Origin of the sequence: Arthrobacter oryzae (genome assembly GCF_003634095.1) — a bacterium.
Lineage (GTDB): Bacteria > Actinomycetota > Actinomycetes > Actinomycetales > Micrococcaceae > Arthrobacter > Arthrobacter oryzae.
The window spans coordinates 483,204-499,194 of sequence record NZ_RBIR01000003.1 but is presented as its reverse complement, the minus strand read 5'-3'; the positions used below and the strand labels follow the sequence as shown (position 1 = coordinate 499,194).

The window sequence follows — 15,991 nt, the reverse complement described above, 5'->3', positions numbered from 1 at the left end:
TGGTGTGATTGTTGTTCGGGCGGGGATCAGGAACTGCGGGTTAGCTGGTGCAGGTGGTCGTACTGGACGGCGTGCCGTACCGGGGCGTTGGGCGCTCCGTAGCCGTCGTAGGCTCCCCGGCGCTCCACCATTTCGAAGAACACGCTGCCGACCGTCGCCGTGTAGAAATGCAGGAATTCGCCGTCGGCGTCACGGTCATAGAGCAGGTTGAGCTCGCGGAGCGTGGCCAGGAATTGGGGGTCCAGCGCGAACCGGGCATCGAGGTCCTCGTAGTAGTTCGCCGGGATCTGCAGGAAGTCCAGGCCGCGGTCCCGCGCCGCCCGGGCCGTGGCCACGAGGTCATCCACCGCGAACGCCACGTGTTCCTGGTAGGTGCGGCGGTGCCCTGTCCCGGACCCGCCGGCCCCGGACGTTCCGGCGGCTTCCTGCTGCAGCAGCGGCGCCAGGTTCAGCACCAGCCGGACGCCCCGGTCCTGTGTCAGCATCACCTGGGACCGGACCAGTCCGCTGGGGCTGGCCACCTCGGCGTACGGCTGAGGTTCCAGCGCGAGGGCGCTCGTGTAGAACAGGACGGCCTCATCAAAGTGCTGCCACGGCTGGGCGAGGTTCACGTGGTCGATCACCGCGCCGGCCCCTGACGCGTCCCGCGGCAATGCCTGTGCGGACACCCCGGGTTCCCCGAATTCACCGACCCAGGCTGGAATGCCGTCCGGAGTGCCCTGGCACAGGAAGATCTCGGTCGAGTCTGGCGCCGCGAAGCCCTGGAAGACTTCCTCGTTGGCCTGGCTCTTGCGCGGCACGGCGGGTGCCTTGAGCTGCTGGGCGCGTGCCGCGGCGACGACTGGAGAGTCGACGTCGAACCCCACGGCCGAAATTGCTGCGGAAATGGGAGCGTCGGCGGCCGTCCGCTGGCCCGGGGCGCCGGCCGCGGCGCCACCGGAGACACCGCCGGACGCGGCCGGCTCTTCATTGATGATCAGACGGGCATGGCCCATAGTCCACAATTGCACGTTCTTGGTCCGGTGCCGCCCGTCGAACGCAAACCCCAGCTGGCCGAGCAGGGTTTCCAGGCCGGCGGTGTCCCCGGCCCGGACCTCGGCGAAGTTGAATCCGGCGGGCTCGGCCACCCGGGGCAGCGTGGCGAGCTCCATCGGGTACCGGCGCCGGGCACCTGCGGGGGCCACGCCGCCCGTCGCACCGGCCGCGGCGGGGGCCGGGTTGGCCTCGAGCCACCGGGCGCTCTGCTCCTCGAGCCAGATCAACGACCGCATGGCATCGACGGCCGTGCGGTCGACGTCGGCCTGGCGGAAGACGTCGTTGAAGACCTCAAGGGACACCGGGCCGCTGTAGCCGGCGCGGACCACGTGGCCCATGAACTTGGCGAGGTCGAACTGGCCCTCACCCGGGAACACCCGGTAGTGCCTGCTCCAGGACAGCACGTCCATGGACAGTTTGGGGGCGTCGGCCACCTGGACGAAGAAGATCTTGTCCGCGTTGAAACCCCCGATCGGGGCGGTGTCCCAGTCGCGGGAGAGGATGTGGAAGGAGTCCAGGCAGGTGCCCAGGTTGGGGTGGTCCACCAGGTCCACCAGCCGGTGGGCGTGCTCGTAGTCGTTGACATACTTCCCCCAGGCCAGGGCCTCGTAGGCGACCCTGACGCCGTGCTCCCCCGCGAGGTCCGCGAGCCGGGCGAGCTGGGCGGTCCGGAGCTCGTCATCGTCAATCGTGGCGGTGCCGACGTTGGAGCACAGCAGCATGGTGTCCATGCCCAGGCGGGACATGAGCCGGAACTTGGCGTCCGCGCGGCGCAGGTTGGCGGCGAGCAAGTCCTCGGGAACGCTGTCGAAGTCGCGGAACGGCTGGTAAAGGTCCAAGGTCAGGCCGAGATCGGCGGCCAGCTTGCGGACGTCTTCCGGGCTCAGCGGGGACGTGACCAGATCCTGTTCGAAAATTTCGATCCCGTCGAACCCGGCAACGGCGCAAGCCTGCATCTTTTCCCGCAAGGTTCCGGACAGGCAGACGGTGGCGATCCCGGTGCGCATCAGGCGGCCACTTCTTCTGCGGCCACGAGGTCCAGGAAGTGGGACCGCATGCGGTCGGCGTCCGGCTCGCGCCCGGTGAAGATCCGGAAGGAGTCCGCCGCCTGGCCCACGGCCATCCGGCCGCCGTCGAGAACCTCGCAGCCCTTGGCCCGGGCGGCCCGGACGAGTTCGGTTTCGATGGGCCGGTACACGATGTCGGCCACCCAGTGCCGGGACTCCACGAGGGACATGTCCAGCGGCACGCCCGGATGGGCCGCCATGCCCACCGGGGTGCAATGCACGAGTCCGTCGGCCAGCGGCATGAGTTGCGGCAGCTCTGCCGTCGTCCGCGCGGTGACGGTCCGACCCGGGAAAAACCCGGCGAGTTCGGCCGCGCGGGCGGCGCCGCGCGCCACATCGGTGTCCACGAGGTCAAGCTCCCGGACTCCCGCCGTGAGCAACGCGTAGGCGACGGCGGATCCGGCGCCGCCGGCCCCCAGCTGCACCACGCGGTCCAAGGTGGCGCCGGGGAGCCCGGAGGCCAGCGCGGCCGCGAACCCGGAAAAGTCGGTGTTGTGGCCAATGAAGCGGCCGTCGCGGATGACCACGGTGTTGACGGCGCCGAGGCGCCGGGCGTCGGGCGAGATCTCGTCGAGGTAGTCCAGCACGAGCTGCTTGCAGGGGTGCGTGATGTTCAGTCCGTTGAACCCGAGGTTCCGGGCGCCGGCCAGGAGCTCTCCCACGGCCTGGCCGGGCAGGCCGAGTTCCATGAGGTCGATGGGGCGGTAGAGGTACCGGAGGCCCTGAACGTCGCCTTCGCGTTCGTGCATGTAGGGCGTGAGGGAGGGCATGACGCCGTCTCCCACGAGGCCCACGAGGAAGGACTCTGCTCGATTGCTCATCCGGTTAGCTCCTTTGACAACGGCACTCGGCGGGCGGTGACGCTTTGCAGCGTCCGCGGCGGGCCGGGTGATAGGGATTACACTACAGACTTTGTTCACATGTTGCACTAGTGTTCGAATGACGAACATATTATTACGGCATCGGCGCCTGTGGCCTCAGCCGCGGACGGTCACTGCTGGGGCAGGCGGGCGGACAACTCCGCCGCGGCCGCCTGCAGGAGGGGCACCAGGGCCACGAGGGCCTCCATGCTCAGCCGGAACACGGGCACGGCCGTGGCGAGGGAGGCGAAGGCGTGCCCCTGGGCATTCAAAACGGGCACGGCGACGGCGCGCATGCCGAGCTCGTTTTCCTGGTCCATCGTGGCGTAGCCGCGGCGGCGGACCAGTTCTATTTCCGCCCGGAACGCCTCACGGTCGGTAATGGAGTGCTCCGTCAGCGGCTCCAGGGGCAGGTCCTCAAGGAGCCGGGCCCGGGTGGCGTCATCGGCAAACGCCACCAGCGCCTTGCCCACCGAGGTGGTGTGCAGTGCGCCGAGATGGCCGGGGTCGCTGGTGACCCGGAAGGTCTGCGGGCCGTCCACTTTGTTGACCGTCAGGTGGTGGAGGCCGTCCCGGACCGAGAGGATGGTGGCCTCGCCCGTTTCCTCTGTCACCCGCCGCAGGATGGGCAATGCCGTGCCGGCGAAGCCGTGGTGGTTGGAGACGCGCTGGCCCAACTGAAAAACACGCAGGCCCAGATGGTAGCGGCGGCCATCCGGCTCGTAGTCCACAAAGCCGTCCCGCGTCAGCGAGCCGAGGAGGCGGTACGTGGTGCTGAACGGCAGCTCGGCCCGGCGCGAGATCTCCGCGGCACTGGCACCGCGCGGCTCGTCGCCCAGCAGGACCAGGAGCCCCAGGGCCTTGCCCACCATGTCCGTCCGCGAGTCTTCCTTGGCGGCCCTAGCCGGCTTGGCAGCGGCTTCCGCCGCGTACTCGGGGGCGGCGGTCTCGTCTGTGGCTTGATTCACCCTCATGAAACGATGTTCCCACATAGTGAGAGCTATTTCTAGATGGTGATTATTTTTCTTGACAAGTGACCACGCTCACAGCCAAAATTGCTACATGGCACAAGTAGCTCCCACCATGTGGCTACTAGTCCGGGTCTTTCCACGGACCTCCGGCTGCACCACACTTAACCAAGCGGCAGCCGAGACCTTCCTGATCCATCCGCGACAACGTCGTCACACAAAAGGAACATCATGAGCCACACCGTCCCGTCCACGACGCCGGGTACCATCACCGGAGGGACGCCAAAGAAGGCGGCCCTTGCCAGTTTCCTGGGCAGCGCCGTCGAGTATTACGACTTCTTCATCTTCGGCTCCGCAGCGGCGCTGATCTTCCCGCACGTCTTCTTCCCGGACGCCGACACCAACGCGGCGATCATGTCGTTCGCCACCTTCGGGTTCGCCTATGTGGCCCGCCCGATCGGCGCCGTCGTCCTGGGCCACTTCGGCGACAGGGTGGGCCGCCGGAAGGTCCTCATGTTCACGCTGCTGCTGATGGGCGCCTCCACCTTCGTCATCGGCTGCCTGCCGGACTTCAAGACGGTTGGCTGGTGGGCTCCGGCTCTGCTGGTGCTGGCCCGTCTCTGCCAGGGCTTCTCCGCGGCCGGCGAGCAGGCCGGCGCCTCCTCCATGACGCTCGAGCACGCCCCGGACAACCGCCGGTCCTTCTTCACCTCCTGGACCCTGACCGGCACCCAGGGCGGCCAGATCCTCGCCGCCCTCGTCTTCATTCCGGTCCTGGCCTTGCCTGATGACATCAAATACACCATCGGTTGGCGCATCCCGTTCTGGCTCAGCGCAGTGGTGGTACTCATCGCGTTCTTCATCCGCCGCACCCTGCACGAGCCGCCGGCATTCGAGGAAGCCCGGCAGACCGCCCAGATCTCCAAGCTCCCCGTTGCCGACCTGCTCAAGAGCCACTGGCGCGACGTGCTCCGCGTCATTGCCTGCGCCTTCATCGCCGCCGTGTCCACCGTCTTCGGGACCCTGGCCATCAGCTACGCCAAGAACGTCGCCGGTGTGGACGGCACCACCACCCTCTGGCTGGTGGTCGGCGCCAATTTCCTGGCCTTGGGCACCCAGCCGCTGTTCGGCATGCTCGCGGACAGGATCGGCCGCAAGCCGGTCTTCATCTACGGCGCCCTGTCCAGCGCCGTCCTGACCCCGGTCTTCCTGCTAAGCCTCGAGTCCGGCAGCGTCCCGCAGATGTTCCTGGCCGCCGTCGCGTTCTTCTCCTTCGGCTACGCTGCGGCGAACGCCGTCTGGCCCTCCTTCTACGCCGAGATGTTCAGCACCAATGTCCGGTTCTCCGGCCTGGCGATCGGCACCCAGCTGGGCTTCCTGATGGCCGGGTTTGCCCCGGCGATCGTGGCTGCGATGGGTGGCATCAAGCCCGGCGGCTGGGTCCAGATCACCATCTTCACCGCAGTCATCTGCGTGATCGCCGCCGTCGCGGCACTGACGGCCAAGGAAACGTTCCGGGTCCCCACCAAGGAACTCGGCCTCCGCTAAGCCGGAGCTGCGCTCCCGCCCGCTTGCCGGCCCGATTGCCCGGCGTGTCCACAGGACACGCCGGGCTTTTCGGTGTGTCGGGGCACGGCCGGAAAAGCAACCGGGAAGGAGCGCAGAGGAGGCCGGCCGCGACTAGCCGTTGCCGGCGCTGAGCACCGAGGCCAGATCGAACTTCACCGGCTCCTCCAGCTGCTCATACGTGCAGGAGCGCGGATCGCGGTCGGGACGCCAGCGCACGAACTGGGCCGTATGGCGGAACCGTGCCCCCTCCATATGGTCGTACTTCACTTCCACCACGCGCTCGGGCCGGAGCGGAACGAAGGACAGGTCCTTGCCGCCGCTCCAGCGGCTCCCCTCGGCATTCCGCGGCGTCCGCGTCCCCTCCTCCTGCCGGCCCCAGGCCCAGGGGTGGTCCTCGAATCCGGCGACCAGCTCCTGCAGCTCGGCAAACAGCTCCTTGCGCCGCGCCATCGGGAAGGCGCCCACCACCCCGACGCTCGCCAGAACCCCCGCGGCGTCGTAGAGCCCCAGCAGGAGCGAGCCGATCCTGTCCGCGCCGGACGTGTGCACCCGGTATCCCGCGAGCACGCAGTCCGCGGTGCGTTCGTGCTTGACCTTAACCATCGCCCGCCTGTCCGGCTGATAGGTGCCGTCCAGCGCCTTGGCCACGATGCCGTCGAGTCCGGCGCCCTCGAACTGGCGGAACCAGCGCTGGGCCGTGTCCCGGTCGGGGGTCGCGGCAGTGAGATGGACCGGTGCCGCGCTGGCTGCGAGCACGCGTTCAAGCTCCTGCCGGCGTTCCGCGAAGGGTTTTCCCGTGAGGTCCTCGTCCCCGAGGGCCAGCAGGTCGAAGGCCACGAAGCGCGCCGGGGTCTGCTCCGCGAGCAGCCTCACCCGGCTGGCGGCCGGATGGATCCGCTGCTGGAGTGCGTCGAAGTCGAGCCGGTCCCCGGAGGCCGCCACCAGGATGATCTCGCCGTCCACCACGCAGCGTTCCGGCAACTGCGCCTTCAGCGCCGGGACGAGTTCGGGGAAATAGCGCGTCATCGGCTTGCCGTTCCGGCTGCCGATCTCCACCTCGTCGCCATCCCGGAAGATGATGGAGCGGAAGCCGTCCCACTTCGGTTCATACAGCCAGCCCGTTCCGGCGTCCGGCGCCGGCAGCGCGGGAAGGGCTTTGGCCAGCATGGGCGCCACGGGAGGCATCAGCGGCAGTCGCATATCGCCCATTCTTGCGCCGCGGACCCGGCGCCGCCAGCCCCCGGCGCCGCGAAAAAATAAACCGGCCCCTTACCGTGCCGAAACGCAGCCGCAACATTGGCGCCGGACACTGGAAGTGCCGGCAAGAGCAGGCACTTCCAGCTCCAGTCCAGGAGGCCCCGCCATGTTGAAGGAAGCGAAAGCCCATGTAACCCGGATCCGCGCCCTCGACCAGCTGCACCGCGGCGACGAGATCGAGGCGCGCCTGCGTGTCGGCCCGAACTATGACGACGTCGTGATCCGCCGCGGCAGCGTCCAGGAAACAGCCCCCGGGATCGGCGTCGTGTGGATCATGGACCGCCATTCCGGCATGCGCAAGGCAATCAACGCGGACGAATGCACCGTGTGGCGGGTCGCCTGAGCCGTCAGCCTCCTGCCACGGACTGGATGACAAGGACCTCTTGGCCGGGCGCCACCGGCGTCACCAAGCCCTGCAGCCGCCGAATCTCATTCCCGTTGACGTATATATTCACGTAACGGCGAACGGATCCGGTCTCGTCCCGCAGCCGCCGCGACAGTGCCGGGTACTCCCCGGTCACCGTGTCCAGCAGCCACGCCACCGTAACCGCCGCCTCCGCGGGCGCAGTCAGGACCGACTGCCCGCCGGCGAGCGGTTGGAGGACGCTGGGCAGGACCACACTGATCGCTGAATCCGGGGGTGCAGGCAGGCCGGTATTCACGCCCCCGCCTATCCCTTTGACTGGGCCGGCAGCAGGGCCGCGGTGACGGCTGCTGCCCGCACGCACAATACGTCCGGCAGGTGCGAGGCGACTTCCGTGAAATTCTCCCCCTCGTCGGCGCTGGCGTAGACGCTGCCGCCGCGAGTTCCGAAGTAGACCCCTGCAGGCTCGGCCTCGTCGACGCACGCAGCATCGCGCAGCACGGCGTTGTACTCGGGGTTCGCCAGCCCGGCGTCGAGCCGTTTCCAGCTGGCTCCGGCGTCATCGGTCCGGTGCACCGCCAGCTTCCCGTCCGGCGGAATCCGCTCGCCGTCGGCCTTCAGCGGGATCACCCAGGCCGTGCCGGCCCGGCGCGGATGCGTCAGCATGACAAAGCCGAAGTCCGCCGGCAGCCCCTCGGCGATCGACTCCCACGATTCGGCGTCGTCGTCGCTGCGGTAGACACCGTGGTGGTTCTGCGCGTACAGCCGGCCGTCGACGGCGGCGTCCGCGGCGATCTTGTGGACGCACTGGCCGAATTCCGGGAAGGGATCCGGCATGAAGCGCGCGGAGATCCCTTTATTGCGCGGCTCCCAGGAGGCCCCGCCGTCGAGGGAGCGGTAGACCCCTCCCGTGCTCATGGCAACGTGGACCTTCTCACCCGTAGGGTCAACGACGATCGAGTGCGCCGCCGCCCCACCGTAGCCGGCACCCCATTCGCTGCGGTGCGGGTGGTCCCAGAGGCCCGTGTTGAGTTCGAAGTGTTCGCCGCCGTCGGTCGATTTCCACACCGAGATCGGCTCGCAGCCTGCCCACACGACGCCGGGACGGGAGTCGGCGTCGGGATAAATCTGCCAGACCCGTTCCAGTGCGGCATCGGTACCGTCGGGGAAGGTGATGGCGCCGTTTTCGGGTTCGTTCCAGGTCTCGCCCAGGTCATCCGAGTGGAAAACGGTGGGACCCCAATGCTCGGAACGGACGCCCACAAGGATCCGGGTCCGGCCGTCCCGGGTATCGATGCCGATACTTGGGACTTCACTCATCAGGAAGTGCGGGCCGGAAAGGGACCAGTCTTTGCGGTCCGGGCTCGTCGCCAGCCAGAGACCTTTCTTGGTGCCGATCGCCAGGACGTAACTATCTGCAGTAGCCATGCCCCCCATGCAACCATCCGCGTCGGAAGGCCGCAATGGTTTTCTTCCGGCGCCGCAAGATTCCGGCTCAACCGCACGGCGCCGTCAATGTCCTGCCCGTCCGGATTGCGCCATCAGTCGACGAACTCCGACTGCGTCTCGATGAAGTCCCAGTCCGCGACCGTCAGAGCCGCGCCGCCGGCGGGCAGTTCGCCGGTCCGCGGTCCGCCGGCATCGGCGATCCCCCGTTGCACGGCCTCGGGCAATTCGGCGGTCCGGAGGTTTTCCCGGAGCCATTCCTTGCTCGCCAAATCCAGATCCAGCCACCACATGTAAATCTCCACGGCGGCCACCTCCTCCTGTGTCCTTCAACCGTAGGCCCCGTTCCCGGGGTGTTCAAGGGAAGCGGCGGCAAGGAGCGCCCGCAACCCCGGAGCCGCGCGAACGGGGAGTAAGCCCCTGTTCAGGGCCGCGTCACGCCGCAACAATGAAGTATGTCCGCAGAGTCTGTCAACGGCCCGTCGCCTCTCGTGGTGGGCGTGCTTCCGGGACAGCACCCCGAGGTGCTGCAGACCGCGGCAATGCTCGCCAAGCGCCTCGCGGCGCCCATGGTCTGCGCCTACGTGGATGAGGCAAGCTACCTCGTGGAGTGGGATCCGGCCCGGTCCGCGCACCGGCTCTCACGGCATCCGGATGCTGACAACGCCCGGATCCGGGAGACAACCCAGAAGTTGCATGCGGTCCTGGAGGAACACTGCGCGGGCCTGGGCGTCGAGTGGACCCTGCGCACGCTCGCGGGCGACCCTGCCCGGGCGATCGGGAAGCTCGCTACGGATGCCAACGCACTCATGATCGTGGTGGGGACACCCGAACGCGGCATGGGCCACCGCATTACCGCCGCGCTCAACGGCTCCGTGGCGGCCTGGCTGAGCCACCATCAGGAGCATCCGATCCTGATCGTTCCGGCCGCGAGAAAATAAACCGAAAGTTGTTATTCGAGGTGCTGGCGCTATCCGTCTACCGCCGAGTAAGCTCAATGTGTAGGCCGAAGGAACCGACGCCTACCCCAAAAGCTGCTCCGGAGTGCGTATCCCCCAATAACGCACTCCGGAGCTCTTTAATTTCCGGAGCATGCCCGCGGAATGGCCCCGGACACTTGAAACATACCCCTAGGGGGTATATGTTTGGGGCATGAGCCAGCCCGAAGTTGCCGTCGCTAACCCCCTGGAACCGGCCCCCACGGAGCCGGCGCCCCACGAGCACGGGTACACCGCCAACAAGGAGGCGTACCTGCGCCGGCTCAAGCGGATCGAAGGCCAGGTGCGCGGCATCGCCCGGATGGTTGACGAGGACAAGTACTGCATTGATATCCTCACCCAGGTCGCCGCTGTCACGAAGGCCTTGCACGCCGTAAGCCTGGGGCTCGTGGAGGAGCACATCGGCCACTGCGTGGTCGGAGCCGCCTCCGAGCCGAATCCGGAACTTCGCGCTGAAGCCATTGATTTCAAGGTCAAAGAGGCCACCGACGCCATCGGGCGCCTCCTGCGCTAGAACCTGAACCATCCACCACACCACCGGGCCAGGGAACCACACCTGCCCAGCGACAAGGAGCACGCCATGGCCACCGTTTCCACCACTGTCAACGTTTCCGGCATGACCTGCGGCCACTGCGTGTCCTCCGTCAGTGAAGAAATTGAGGCACTCTCAGGCGTCGAAGCTGTCGATGTCGACCTGAAAGCCGGCGGCATCTCCACCGTCACCATCACCTCCACCGGCACTCTGTCCTCCGCCGAGATCGGCGAGGCTGTCGCCGAAGCGGGCTACTTGATGGTCGCCAGCGAAGCCTGAGGGACCTACACGCCCCGGACTGCACCCAGGGAACAAGCGTAAGAACAGGAAGGCACCGTGAGTACCGAGCAGTTGCTGGATCAAGCCGGACGCCGCGTCGTCGACCTCGAGATCGAGGGCATGACCTGCGCCTCCTGCGTCGGCCGCGTCGAACGCAAGCTCGGAAAGCTCGACGGCGTCGAGGCCACCGTCAATCTCCCCCTCGAGTCCGCCCGCGTCACCGTGCCGGCGGCCATCACGGACGCTGAAATCACCGCCACAGTGGCGGCGGCAGGCTACAAGGCCACCATCCGCCCGGCCCGGGACACGCGCGCGGCCGAGCCGACGGCACCTCCCGCCGGCGACGGGGTGGCGCCCGGCTCGGCAGCAGCCAGGCTCCGCCCCCGGCTCTTCGTGGCAGCCGCCCTCACCGTCCCGGTTTTCGCGATCTCGATGATCCCGGCGCTGCAGTTCCCGAACTGGGGCTGGGTGGCCGCGGCCCTTGCCCTCCCGGTGGTCGCCTGGGCGGCGTGGCCGTTCCACCGGGCCGCGGCGGCCAACGCCCGGCACGGGGCCTCGACCATGGACACCCTTGTTTCCATCGGCGTGATCGCCGCCTACGCGTTCTCCGTCGGTCAGCTCCTGGCAGATCCGCGCCTGACCGAGCACCCGGCCATGGAAGGCCCCGGCTCCGGCAGCCTCTATTTCGAGGTCGCGTCCGTGGTTACCACCTTCCTGCTTTTGGGCCGGTACCTGGAGGCCGGCGCCAAGCGCAGGGCCGGTGATGCGCTCAGGGCACTGCTCAGCCTTGGCGCCAAGGATGCAACCGTGCTGCGCCACGGCCGGGAGGAAAAGGTTCCGGCCGGGCAGCTGCTGGTGGGAGACCTGATGGTTGTCCGCCCGGGCGAGAAGATCGCAACGGACGGCGTGGTCCTGGACGGTTCCTCGGCCGTGGACGCCTCGCTGGTGACCGGGGAATCGGTGCCGGTAGAGGTCGGTCCGGACAGCCAGGTCATCGGGGCCACCATCAACACCTCGGGCCGGCTCCTGGTCCGGGCGACCCGCGTCGGCTCGGAAACCACCCTGGCGCAGATGGGACGGCTGGTCTCGGCGGCGCAGACGGGAAAAGCTCCCATCGCCCGGCTCGCAGATCGGATCAGCGCCGTCTTTGTGCCTGTCGTCCTCGCCGTCGCGGCCCTGACCTTCGGCGCGTGGTTTCTAGCTGCGGGACCGGCAGCCGGACCAGACGGCGTCCGGGCTGCCTTCACCGCCGCTGTGGCCGTGCTGGTCATTGCGTGCCCGTGCGCCCTGGGGCTGGCCACGCCGGTGGGGCTGCTGACCGGGACCGGCCGAGGCGCCCAGCTCGGCATCCTCATCAAAGGCCCGCAGGTCCTGGAAGACACCCGGACCGTGGACACTATCCTGCTGGACAAAACCGGAACCGTCACCACCGGCCGGCTGGCCGTGGACGGCATCCAGGGCTTCGGAGCGTACGGCGAGGCCGAGGTATTGAGTCTGGCCGGGGCCGTGGAGAACGCCTCCGAGCACCCGATCGCCCGTGCCATTGCGGCTTCGGCGCTCTCGGCCGGGCCCCGCGACGGCGGCTCCGGCAGCCTTCCCGCCGTCGTCGATTTCCGCTCCGCTCCCGGTGGCGGAGTCCAGGGAACCGTCCGGGGCCGGCTCGTGACGGCAGGCCGTTTGGGATGGCTGGAGCAGAACGGCATTGCTCCCACCGCCGGGCAGCTGGAGGTCCTCGACGCCGCCGAACGCTCCGGGGCCACAGCGATCTGGCTCGCCGTGGACGGGAAGCCCGCCGGCATCATCAGCCTGCGGGATACGCTCAAGCCGGGATCCGCTGCGGCGATCTCGCGGCTGCGCAGCCTCGGGCTCCGGCCGATCCTCGTGACGGGGGACAACGCCGCGGTGGCCGCGCAGGTGGCCGCCGCCGTCGGAATCGCTCCGGAAGATGTGTTCGCGGGCGTGCTGCCGGAGGGCAAGGTCGAGGCGGTGCGGAAGCTGCAGTCCGGCGGGGCCACCGTTGCGATGGCCGGCGACGGCGTCAACGACGCCGCGGCGCTGGCCCAGGCGGACCTCGGCATCGCGATGGGCTCCGGCACCGACGTCGCCATCGAGGCCGCCGACCTCACCGTCATGGGCAGCGACCTCGGCCAGGTTGCGCAGGCCATCGAGCTGTCCCGGCGGACCCTGGCGACCATCAAGACAAACCTCTTCTGGGCGTTCTTCTACAACGCTGTAGGCATTCCCGTCGCCGCCTTGGGCCTGCTGAACCCGATGATCGCCGGCGCAGCGATGGCCGCGAGTTCAGTGCTTGTGGTGGCTAACTCGCTGCGTCTGCGCAGCTTCGGCAAGTAAGCGCGGCACAGGCACGTAGGCCGCCCTCCGGCCGGCCAGCGTCCCTCAGGCCGCGCCGAAGCGGACGGCTGCCTTGGCTTTCGCCTTGGCGGCTTCCTCCCCGCGGTCCTTGGCCGGGGCGTGGGTCACCAGGGCGTCAAGCAGGTGCTGCGTGGCATGGGCAATCTCGTGCACGGCCCGGTTGAAGGCCTCTTCATTGGCCTTGGACGGGTTGGTGCTGCCGCTGATCTTGCGCACATATTGCAGGGCTGCGGCCTCCACCTCGGCGGTGGTCGCGTGGGGCTCAAAATTGTGGAGGGTCCGGATGTTTCGGCACATATGCCCATGCTAAACGCCTTCGCGTCCGGGAACGAGGGGCACGGGCGTGAAAGGGCGCACCCGGCGAGCAGAATGCCGGCGCCGGGCGACATGGCCTCTTACGGCACGGGCTCGCAGTCGTTCGCGTGGTCCAGCGCCGCCGCACCGGCTCCGGACGGGGCCCGGAGTTCGTCCAGCCGGACCAGCATCACGCCCCCGACGATCAGCAGTCCGCCCAGGAGCTGGACGGGTCCAGGCAGTTCGCCGAGCAGCAGCCACGCCCAGATGACGGCGAACAGCACCTCGGTGAGCGAGACAAAGGACGCCACTTTCGAGCCGAGCGCCCGCGCGGCGACAATTCCGGACACGTATGCCACAACCGTGGCCAGGACCACGAGGCCGCCCAGCGCCACCCACCACGGGGTGATCCAGGGTCCCAGCCGCGTGTCGGCGGTGCTGAAGGTCATCGGCAGCAACCCGGTTGCCGCCGTCAGCCACATGACGACGGCGCCCACCATGAGGCCGCCGGAGGCCAGGACGATGGGCGGCAGTGTGTCATTTTCCTTGGCCGTGATGAAGAAGTAGATGGCGAGGCAGACGGCGGCCGCGATTCCCCACAGCACTCCGATGAGGTCGATCCTTACGGCTCCCGTAAGGTCCAGGACCAGGATCAGGCCGCCAAGCGACAGCAGGGTGCCGGCAATGGTCAGGGGCCGCGGCCGCTTCCGGCTCGCCACCCACAGCCAGAGCACGATCAGCACCGGCGCGAGGTACTCCAGCAGCAGCGCGACGCCGACCGAGAGCCGGGACACGGCGTTGAAGTAGAACAGCTGGCAGGCGGCGACGCCGATGAATCCAAACAGCAGGACGGTCAGCCAGTTGTCGCGGAGCCGGTGCCAACGCCCGCGCAGGGCGGGAATGGCGGGGATGGCCAGAATAAGGGCCGCACCCGTGAGCCGGGCCGTGACGGCCGCACCGGGTGTCCAGCCGGTCTCCAGGAGCGCCTTGGCGAACGATCCGGAGAGTCCGAACACTGCGGACGAGAACAGGGCGACGCCGAGGCCCGAGGCCATGAAGCCCCGTGCCGCGCCCGGCTGCCCGGTTCCCTGCCCAACGGCCGGCCCCGCGCCGCGCGGGGCCGCGTCCGGCGTGGAGGCGGTCCGCTGGGCGGCAAGGTCTCGATCCGGAACGGCAACGGGGCGCTGGGGGGCAGGCACGGGCATTCTCCTGTCAGGAGTAAAATAGGGTTATGCTCATGACATTACGCCGCGGCAAGGTAAGGAGTCAAGATGGTTTTTGCCCCTGACACAGAAGTGGCTCTGCGTTCGGTCGTCAACCTCATCAACACCGCCGCCAACGGTGGCGAACATTTGGCCACCCTCAAGGATCTGGACGACTTTCTGGACGCTGAGGGCTTCACCGGCTCCCGGACCCGGGACGAGGCGGAGCTGGCAAGCGTGCGGCGGCTGCGCGGCGAGCTCACCGAGCTCTGGCTGGCGGACGAGGCGACGGCCGCGGAGACGGTGAACCGGCTGCTCCGGGAGGCCGGGGCGCTCCCCCAGTTGGTCAAGCACGACCCCTGGGACTGGCATCTGCACGCCACGACGCCGGAGGCCCCGCTGGCCGACCGGATGAGCACGGAGGCAGCCATGGCGATTGTCGATGTGATCCGCAGCAAGGAAATGGACCGGCTGCTGGTGTGCGCCGCGGACGACTGCGACGCCGTCGTGCTGGATCTGAGCCGAAACCGCTCCAAGCGTTACTGCGATACAGGTAACTGCGCCAACCGGGCACACGTCGCGGCGTACCGGGCGCGGAAAGCGGTTTCCTGACGCCTGCGGCACTGGAACCTGCCGGAACGAACACCCGCGGAACTTAAGGCCTGCCGGGCGCTCAGACCCGCCGTGCCAAGCCTAGGCCTGCGGTGAGTCGCCGCGGGAATCGCCGGCGCCGCGGTCCTCGGGCCCGGACTGGGCTGACGGGCCGCCGTGGCCCGCCGGGGTCCGCTTGGAACTGAGATTGACGCCGGAGCCCTTCCCGAGGTCCTCGGCGTTGTCCTTGTGGCTCATCGAGAGCATGGCGGCCACCACGAGGATGACAATGAAGGCGATCCCTGCGCCCGTAAGGGCGAGGTCGAAGCGCGGCGGGCGGGAACTGCCGCCCGAGGCGAAAATCAGGACGCCGAAGAAAACCACCACGGCCCAGAAAGCGGAGAACATGAGCGGTCCCTTGACCGAGGTCCGCAGGCTGCGGGGCGCTCCGGGTTTCTGCTGTGCCAACGTGATTTCCTCCTGCAGCCGGCGCCGAAGCGTGGCTGTCTTGTTACCGCAATCGTTCTACGCCGGGTAGAACCTGTCCGTACTAGTTTACGGCCTCGGCGGAATTGCCCCGAGCATCGTGCCGCAGGGTAAGACCCGAAAGCACCCACAGGACCCCGCTGATGATGGCCCCGCCGCCCGCAACGCCGAGGAGCGCGTGCGCGCCGAGGCCGATGAAGAACGGCAGCGCCATCGCGGTGCCCAGGCCGATCACGCCGGAGGCGATCCAGTCGCGGGCCAGCACGGACCGGCCGCGGCCCAGAATGCCTGCGGCCAGTTCCGCCGCGCCCGCCGCGCCCAGACCCACGGCCGCGATTGTTCCGAAAACGAGGGATGAGGGCATCAACGCTACGGCCGCGCCGGCTCCGGCAAGGACGGATCCGCCGGCCGACAAGATCTTGCCTGCGCCTTCCCGTGGACGGAATCCGGCCTTGGTGGCAGTCCAAATCACCGCCACCCCGGTGGCCAGCAGGTAGATACCGCCGGCCCAGCCCATGCCCGCCTCGGGTGGGGCGGCCCAGAACACGGTCACGGCGCCGAATACGAGCGCGACGGCGGCCCTGACAAGCACAGGCTTCCAGAGGTCGGCCGCGGCGCGGAGGGCAGGGGTCGCGTCAGGCGCTGCGGGGAGAGTCACCCGTCCAGTTTA

The 15,991-nt window shown here is 68.4% G+C and carries 18 protein-coding genes; 7 read left to right on the top strand and 11 right to left on the bottom strand.

Annotated features, from left to right (window positions below):
* Positions 1–26: 26 nt before the first annotated feature.
* From C8D78_RS09945 to C8D78_RS09935, 3 genes are all read right to left on the bottom strand, one after another.
* Positions 27–2,042 carry a bifunctional sugar phosphate isomerase/epimerase/4-hydroxyphenylpyruvate dioxygenase family protein gene (locus C8D78_RS09945; protein WP_120953082.1) on the bottom strand — a complete coding sequence of 672 codons (2,016 nt, stop codon included), beginning with the start codon at positions 2,040–2,042 and terminating at the stop codon, positions 27–29.
* Positions 2,042–2,923, bottom strand: a complete 882-nt coding sequence (locus tag C8D78_RS09940) for a shikimate dehydrogenase (RefSeq protein WP_120953079.1) — start codon at positions 2,921–2,923, stop codon at positions 2,042–2,044. Before C8D78_RS09940 ends, C8D78_RS09945 begins: the two co-directional genes overlap by 1 nt.
* Before the next feature lie 170 nt (positions 2,924–3,093).
* Complete coding sequence (locus tag C8D78_RS09935; RefSeq protein ID WP_208641919.1) at positions 3,094–3,936, bottom strand: IclR family transcriptional regulator; 843 nt, start codon at positions 3,934–3,936, stop codon at positions 3,094–3,096.
* A gap of 225 nt (positions 3,937–4,161) precedes the next feature.
* On the opposite strand from C8D78_RS09935, the gene C8D78_RS09930 reads away from it, so the two are divergent.
* Complete coding sequence (locus tag C8D78_RS09930) at positions 4,162–5,478, top strand: MFS transporter (RefSeq protein ID WP_120953076.1); 1,317 nt, start codon at positions 4,162–4,164, stop codon at positions 5,476–5,478.
* Between the two features lie 132 nt (positions 5,479–5,610).
* On the opposite strand, the gene C8D78_RS09925 is transcribed toward C8D78_RS09930, so the two are convergent.
* A complete protein-coding gene (locus tag C8D78_RS09925; RefSeq protein ID WP_120953073.1) occupies positions 5,611–6,699 on the bottom strand; it encodes an ATP-dependent DNA ligase in 1,089 nt (362 codons plus the stop codon).
* 163 nt (positions 6,700–6,862) lie between these two features.
* Here C8D78_RS09925 and C8D78_RS09920 point away from each other — a divergent pair, with 163 nt between their 5' ends.
* Positions 6,863–7,099: a hypothetical protein gene (locus C8D78_RS09920; protein ID WP_120953070.1), complete on the top strand. Its 237-nt coding sequence runs from the start codon at positions 6,863–6,865 to the stop codon at positions 7,097–7,099.
* Between the two features lie 4 nt (positions 7,100–7,103).
* Here C8D78_RS09920 and C8D78_RS09915 read toward each other — a convergent pair whose 3' ends face one another.
* The 3 genes from C8D78_RS09915 to C8D78_RS09905 form a co-directional block, all read right to left on the bottom strand.
* Entirely contained in the window at positions 7,104–7,418 is a 315-nt protein-coding gene (locus C8D78_RS09915; protein WP_244208331.1) for a MoaD/ThiS family protein, read from the bottom strand.
* Positions 7,419–7,426: 8 nt separating this feature from the next.
* Complete coding sequence (locus C8D78_RS09910; protein ID WP_120953067.1) at positions 7,427–8,557, bottom strand: WD40/YVTN/BNR-like repeat-containing protein; 1,131 nt, start codon at positions 8,555–8,557, stop codon at positions 7,427–7,429.
* Positions 8,558–8,661: 104 nt separating this feature from the next.
* Entirely contained in the window at positions 8,662–8,871 is a 210-nt protein-coding gene (locus tag C8D78_RS09905; protein ID WP_120953323.1) for a hypothetical protein, read from the bottom strand.
* A 150-nt stretch (positions 8,872–9,021) separates the two neighbouring features.
* Here C8D78_RS09905 and C8D78_RS09900 point away from each other — a divergent pair, with 150 nt between their 5' ends.
* The 4 genes from C8D78_RS09900 to C8D78_RS09885 all read left to right on the top strand — a co-directional run bounded on the left by C8D78_RS09900 (position 9,022) and on the right by C8D78_RS09885 (position 12,727).
* Positions 9,022–9,507, top strand: a complete 486-nt coding sequence (locus C8D78_RS09900) for a universal stress protein (RefSeq protein ID WP_120953064.1) — start codon at positions 9,022–9,024, stop codon at positions 9,505–9,507.
* 211 nt (positions 9,508–9,718) lie between these two features.
* Entirely contained in the window at positions 9,719–10,078 is a 360-nt protein-coding gene (locus C8D78_RS09895; protein WP_120953061.1) for a metal-sensitive transcriptional regulator, read from the top strand.
* Between the two features lie 66 nt (positions 10,079–10,144).
* The gene (locus C8D78_RS09890) at positions 10,145–10,375 is read left to right on the top strand and encodes a heavy-metal-associated domain-containing protein (protein ID WP_120953058.1); all 231 of its coding nucleotides are present in this window, start codon (positions 10,145–10,147) and stop codon (positions 10,373–10,375) included.
* 57 nt (positions 10,376–10,432) lie between these two features.
* Positions 10,433–12,727, top strand: a complete 2,295-nt coding sequence (locus C8D78_RS09885; RefSeq protein ID WP_120953055.1) for a heavy metal translocating P-type ATPase — start codon at positions 10,433–10,435, stop codon at positions 12,725–12,727.
* A 45-nt stretch (positions 12,728–12,772) separates the two neighbouring features.
* On the opposite strand, the gene C8D78_RS09880 is transcribed toward C8D78_RS09885, so the two are convergent.
* Positions 12,773–13,045, bottom strand: a complete 273-nt coding sequence (locus tag C8D78_RS09880) for a DUF2277 domain-containing protein (protein WP_120953052.1) — start codon at positions 13,043–13,045, stop codon at positions 12,773–12,775.
* 98 nt (positions 13,046–13,143) lie between these two features.
* A complete protein-coding gene (locus C8D78_RS09875) occupies positions 13,144–14,097 on the bottom strand; it encodes an EamA family transporter (protein WP_120953321.1) in 954 nt (317 codons plus the stop codon).
* Between the two features lie 216 nt (positions 14,098–14,313).
* Here C8D78_RS09875 and C8D78_RS09870 point away from each other — a divergent pair, with 216 nt between their 5' ends.
* Entirely contained in the window at positions 14,314–14,856 is a 543-nt protein-coding gene (locus C8D78_RS09870) for a CGNR zinc finger domain-containing protein (protein WP_120953049.1), read from the top strand.
* 81 nt (positions 14,857–14,937) lie between these two features.
* On the opposite strand, the gene C8D78_RS09865 is transcribed toward C8D78_RS09870, so the two are convergent.
* Positions 14,938–15,303, bottom strand: coding sequence for a hypothetical protein (locus C8D78_RS09865; protein WP_120953046.1), 366 nt, complete (start codon positions 15,301–15,303; stop codon positions 14,938–14,940).
* An 82-nt stretch (positions 15,304–15,385) separates the two neighbouring features.
* The gene (locus C8D78_RS09860) at positions 15,386–15,979 is read right to left on the bottom strand and encodes a hypothetical protein (RefSeq protein WP_208641918.1); all 594 of its coding nucleotides are present in this window, start codon (positions 15,977–15,979) and stop codon (positions 15,386–15,388) included.
* Positions 15,980–15,991 lie beyond the last annotated feature (12 nt).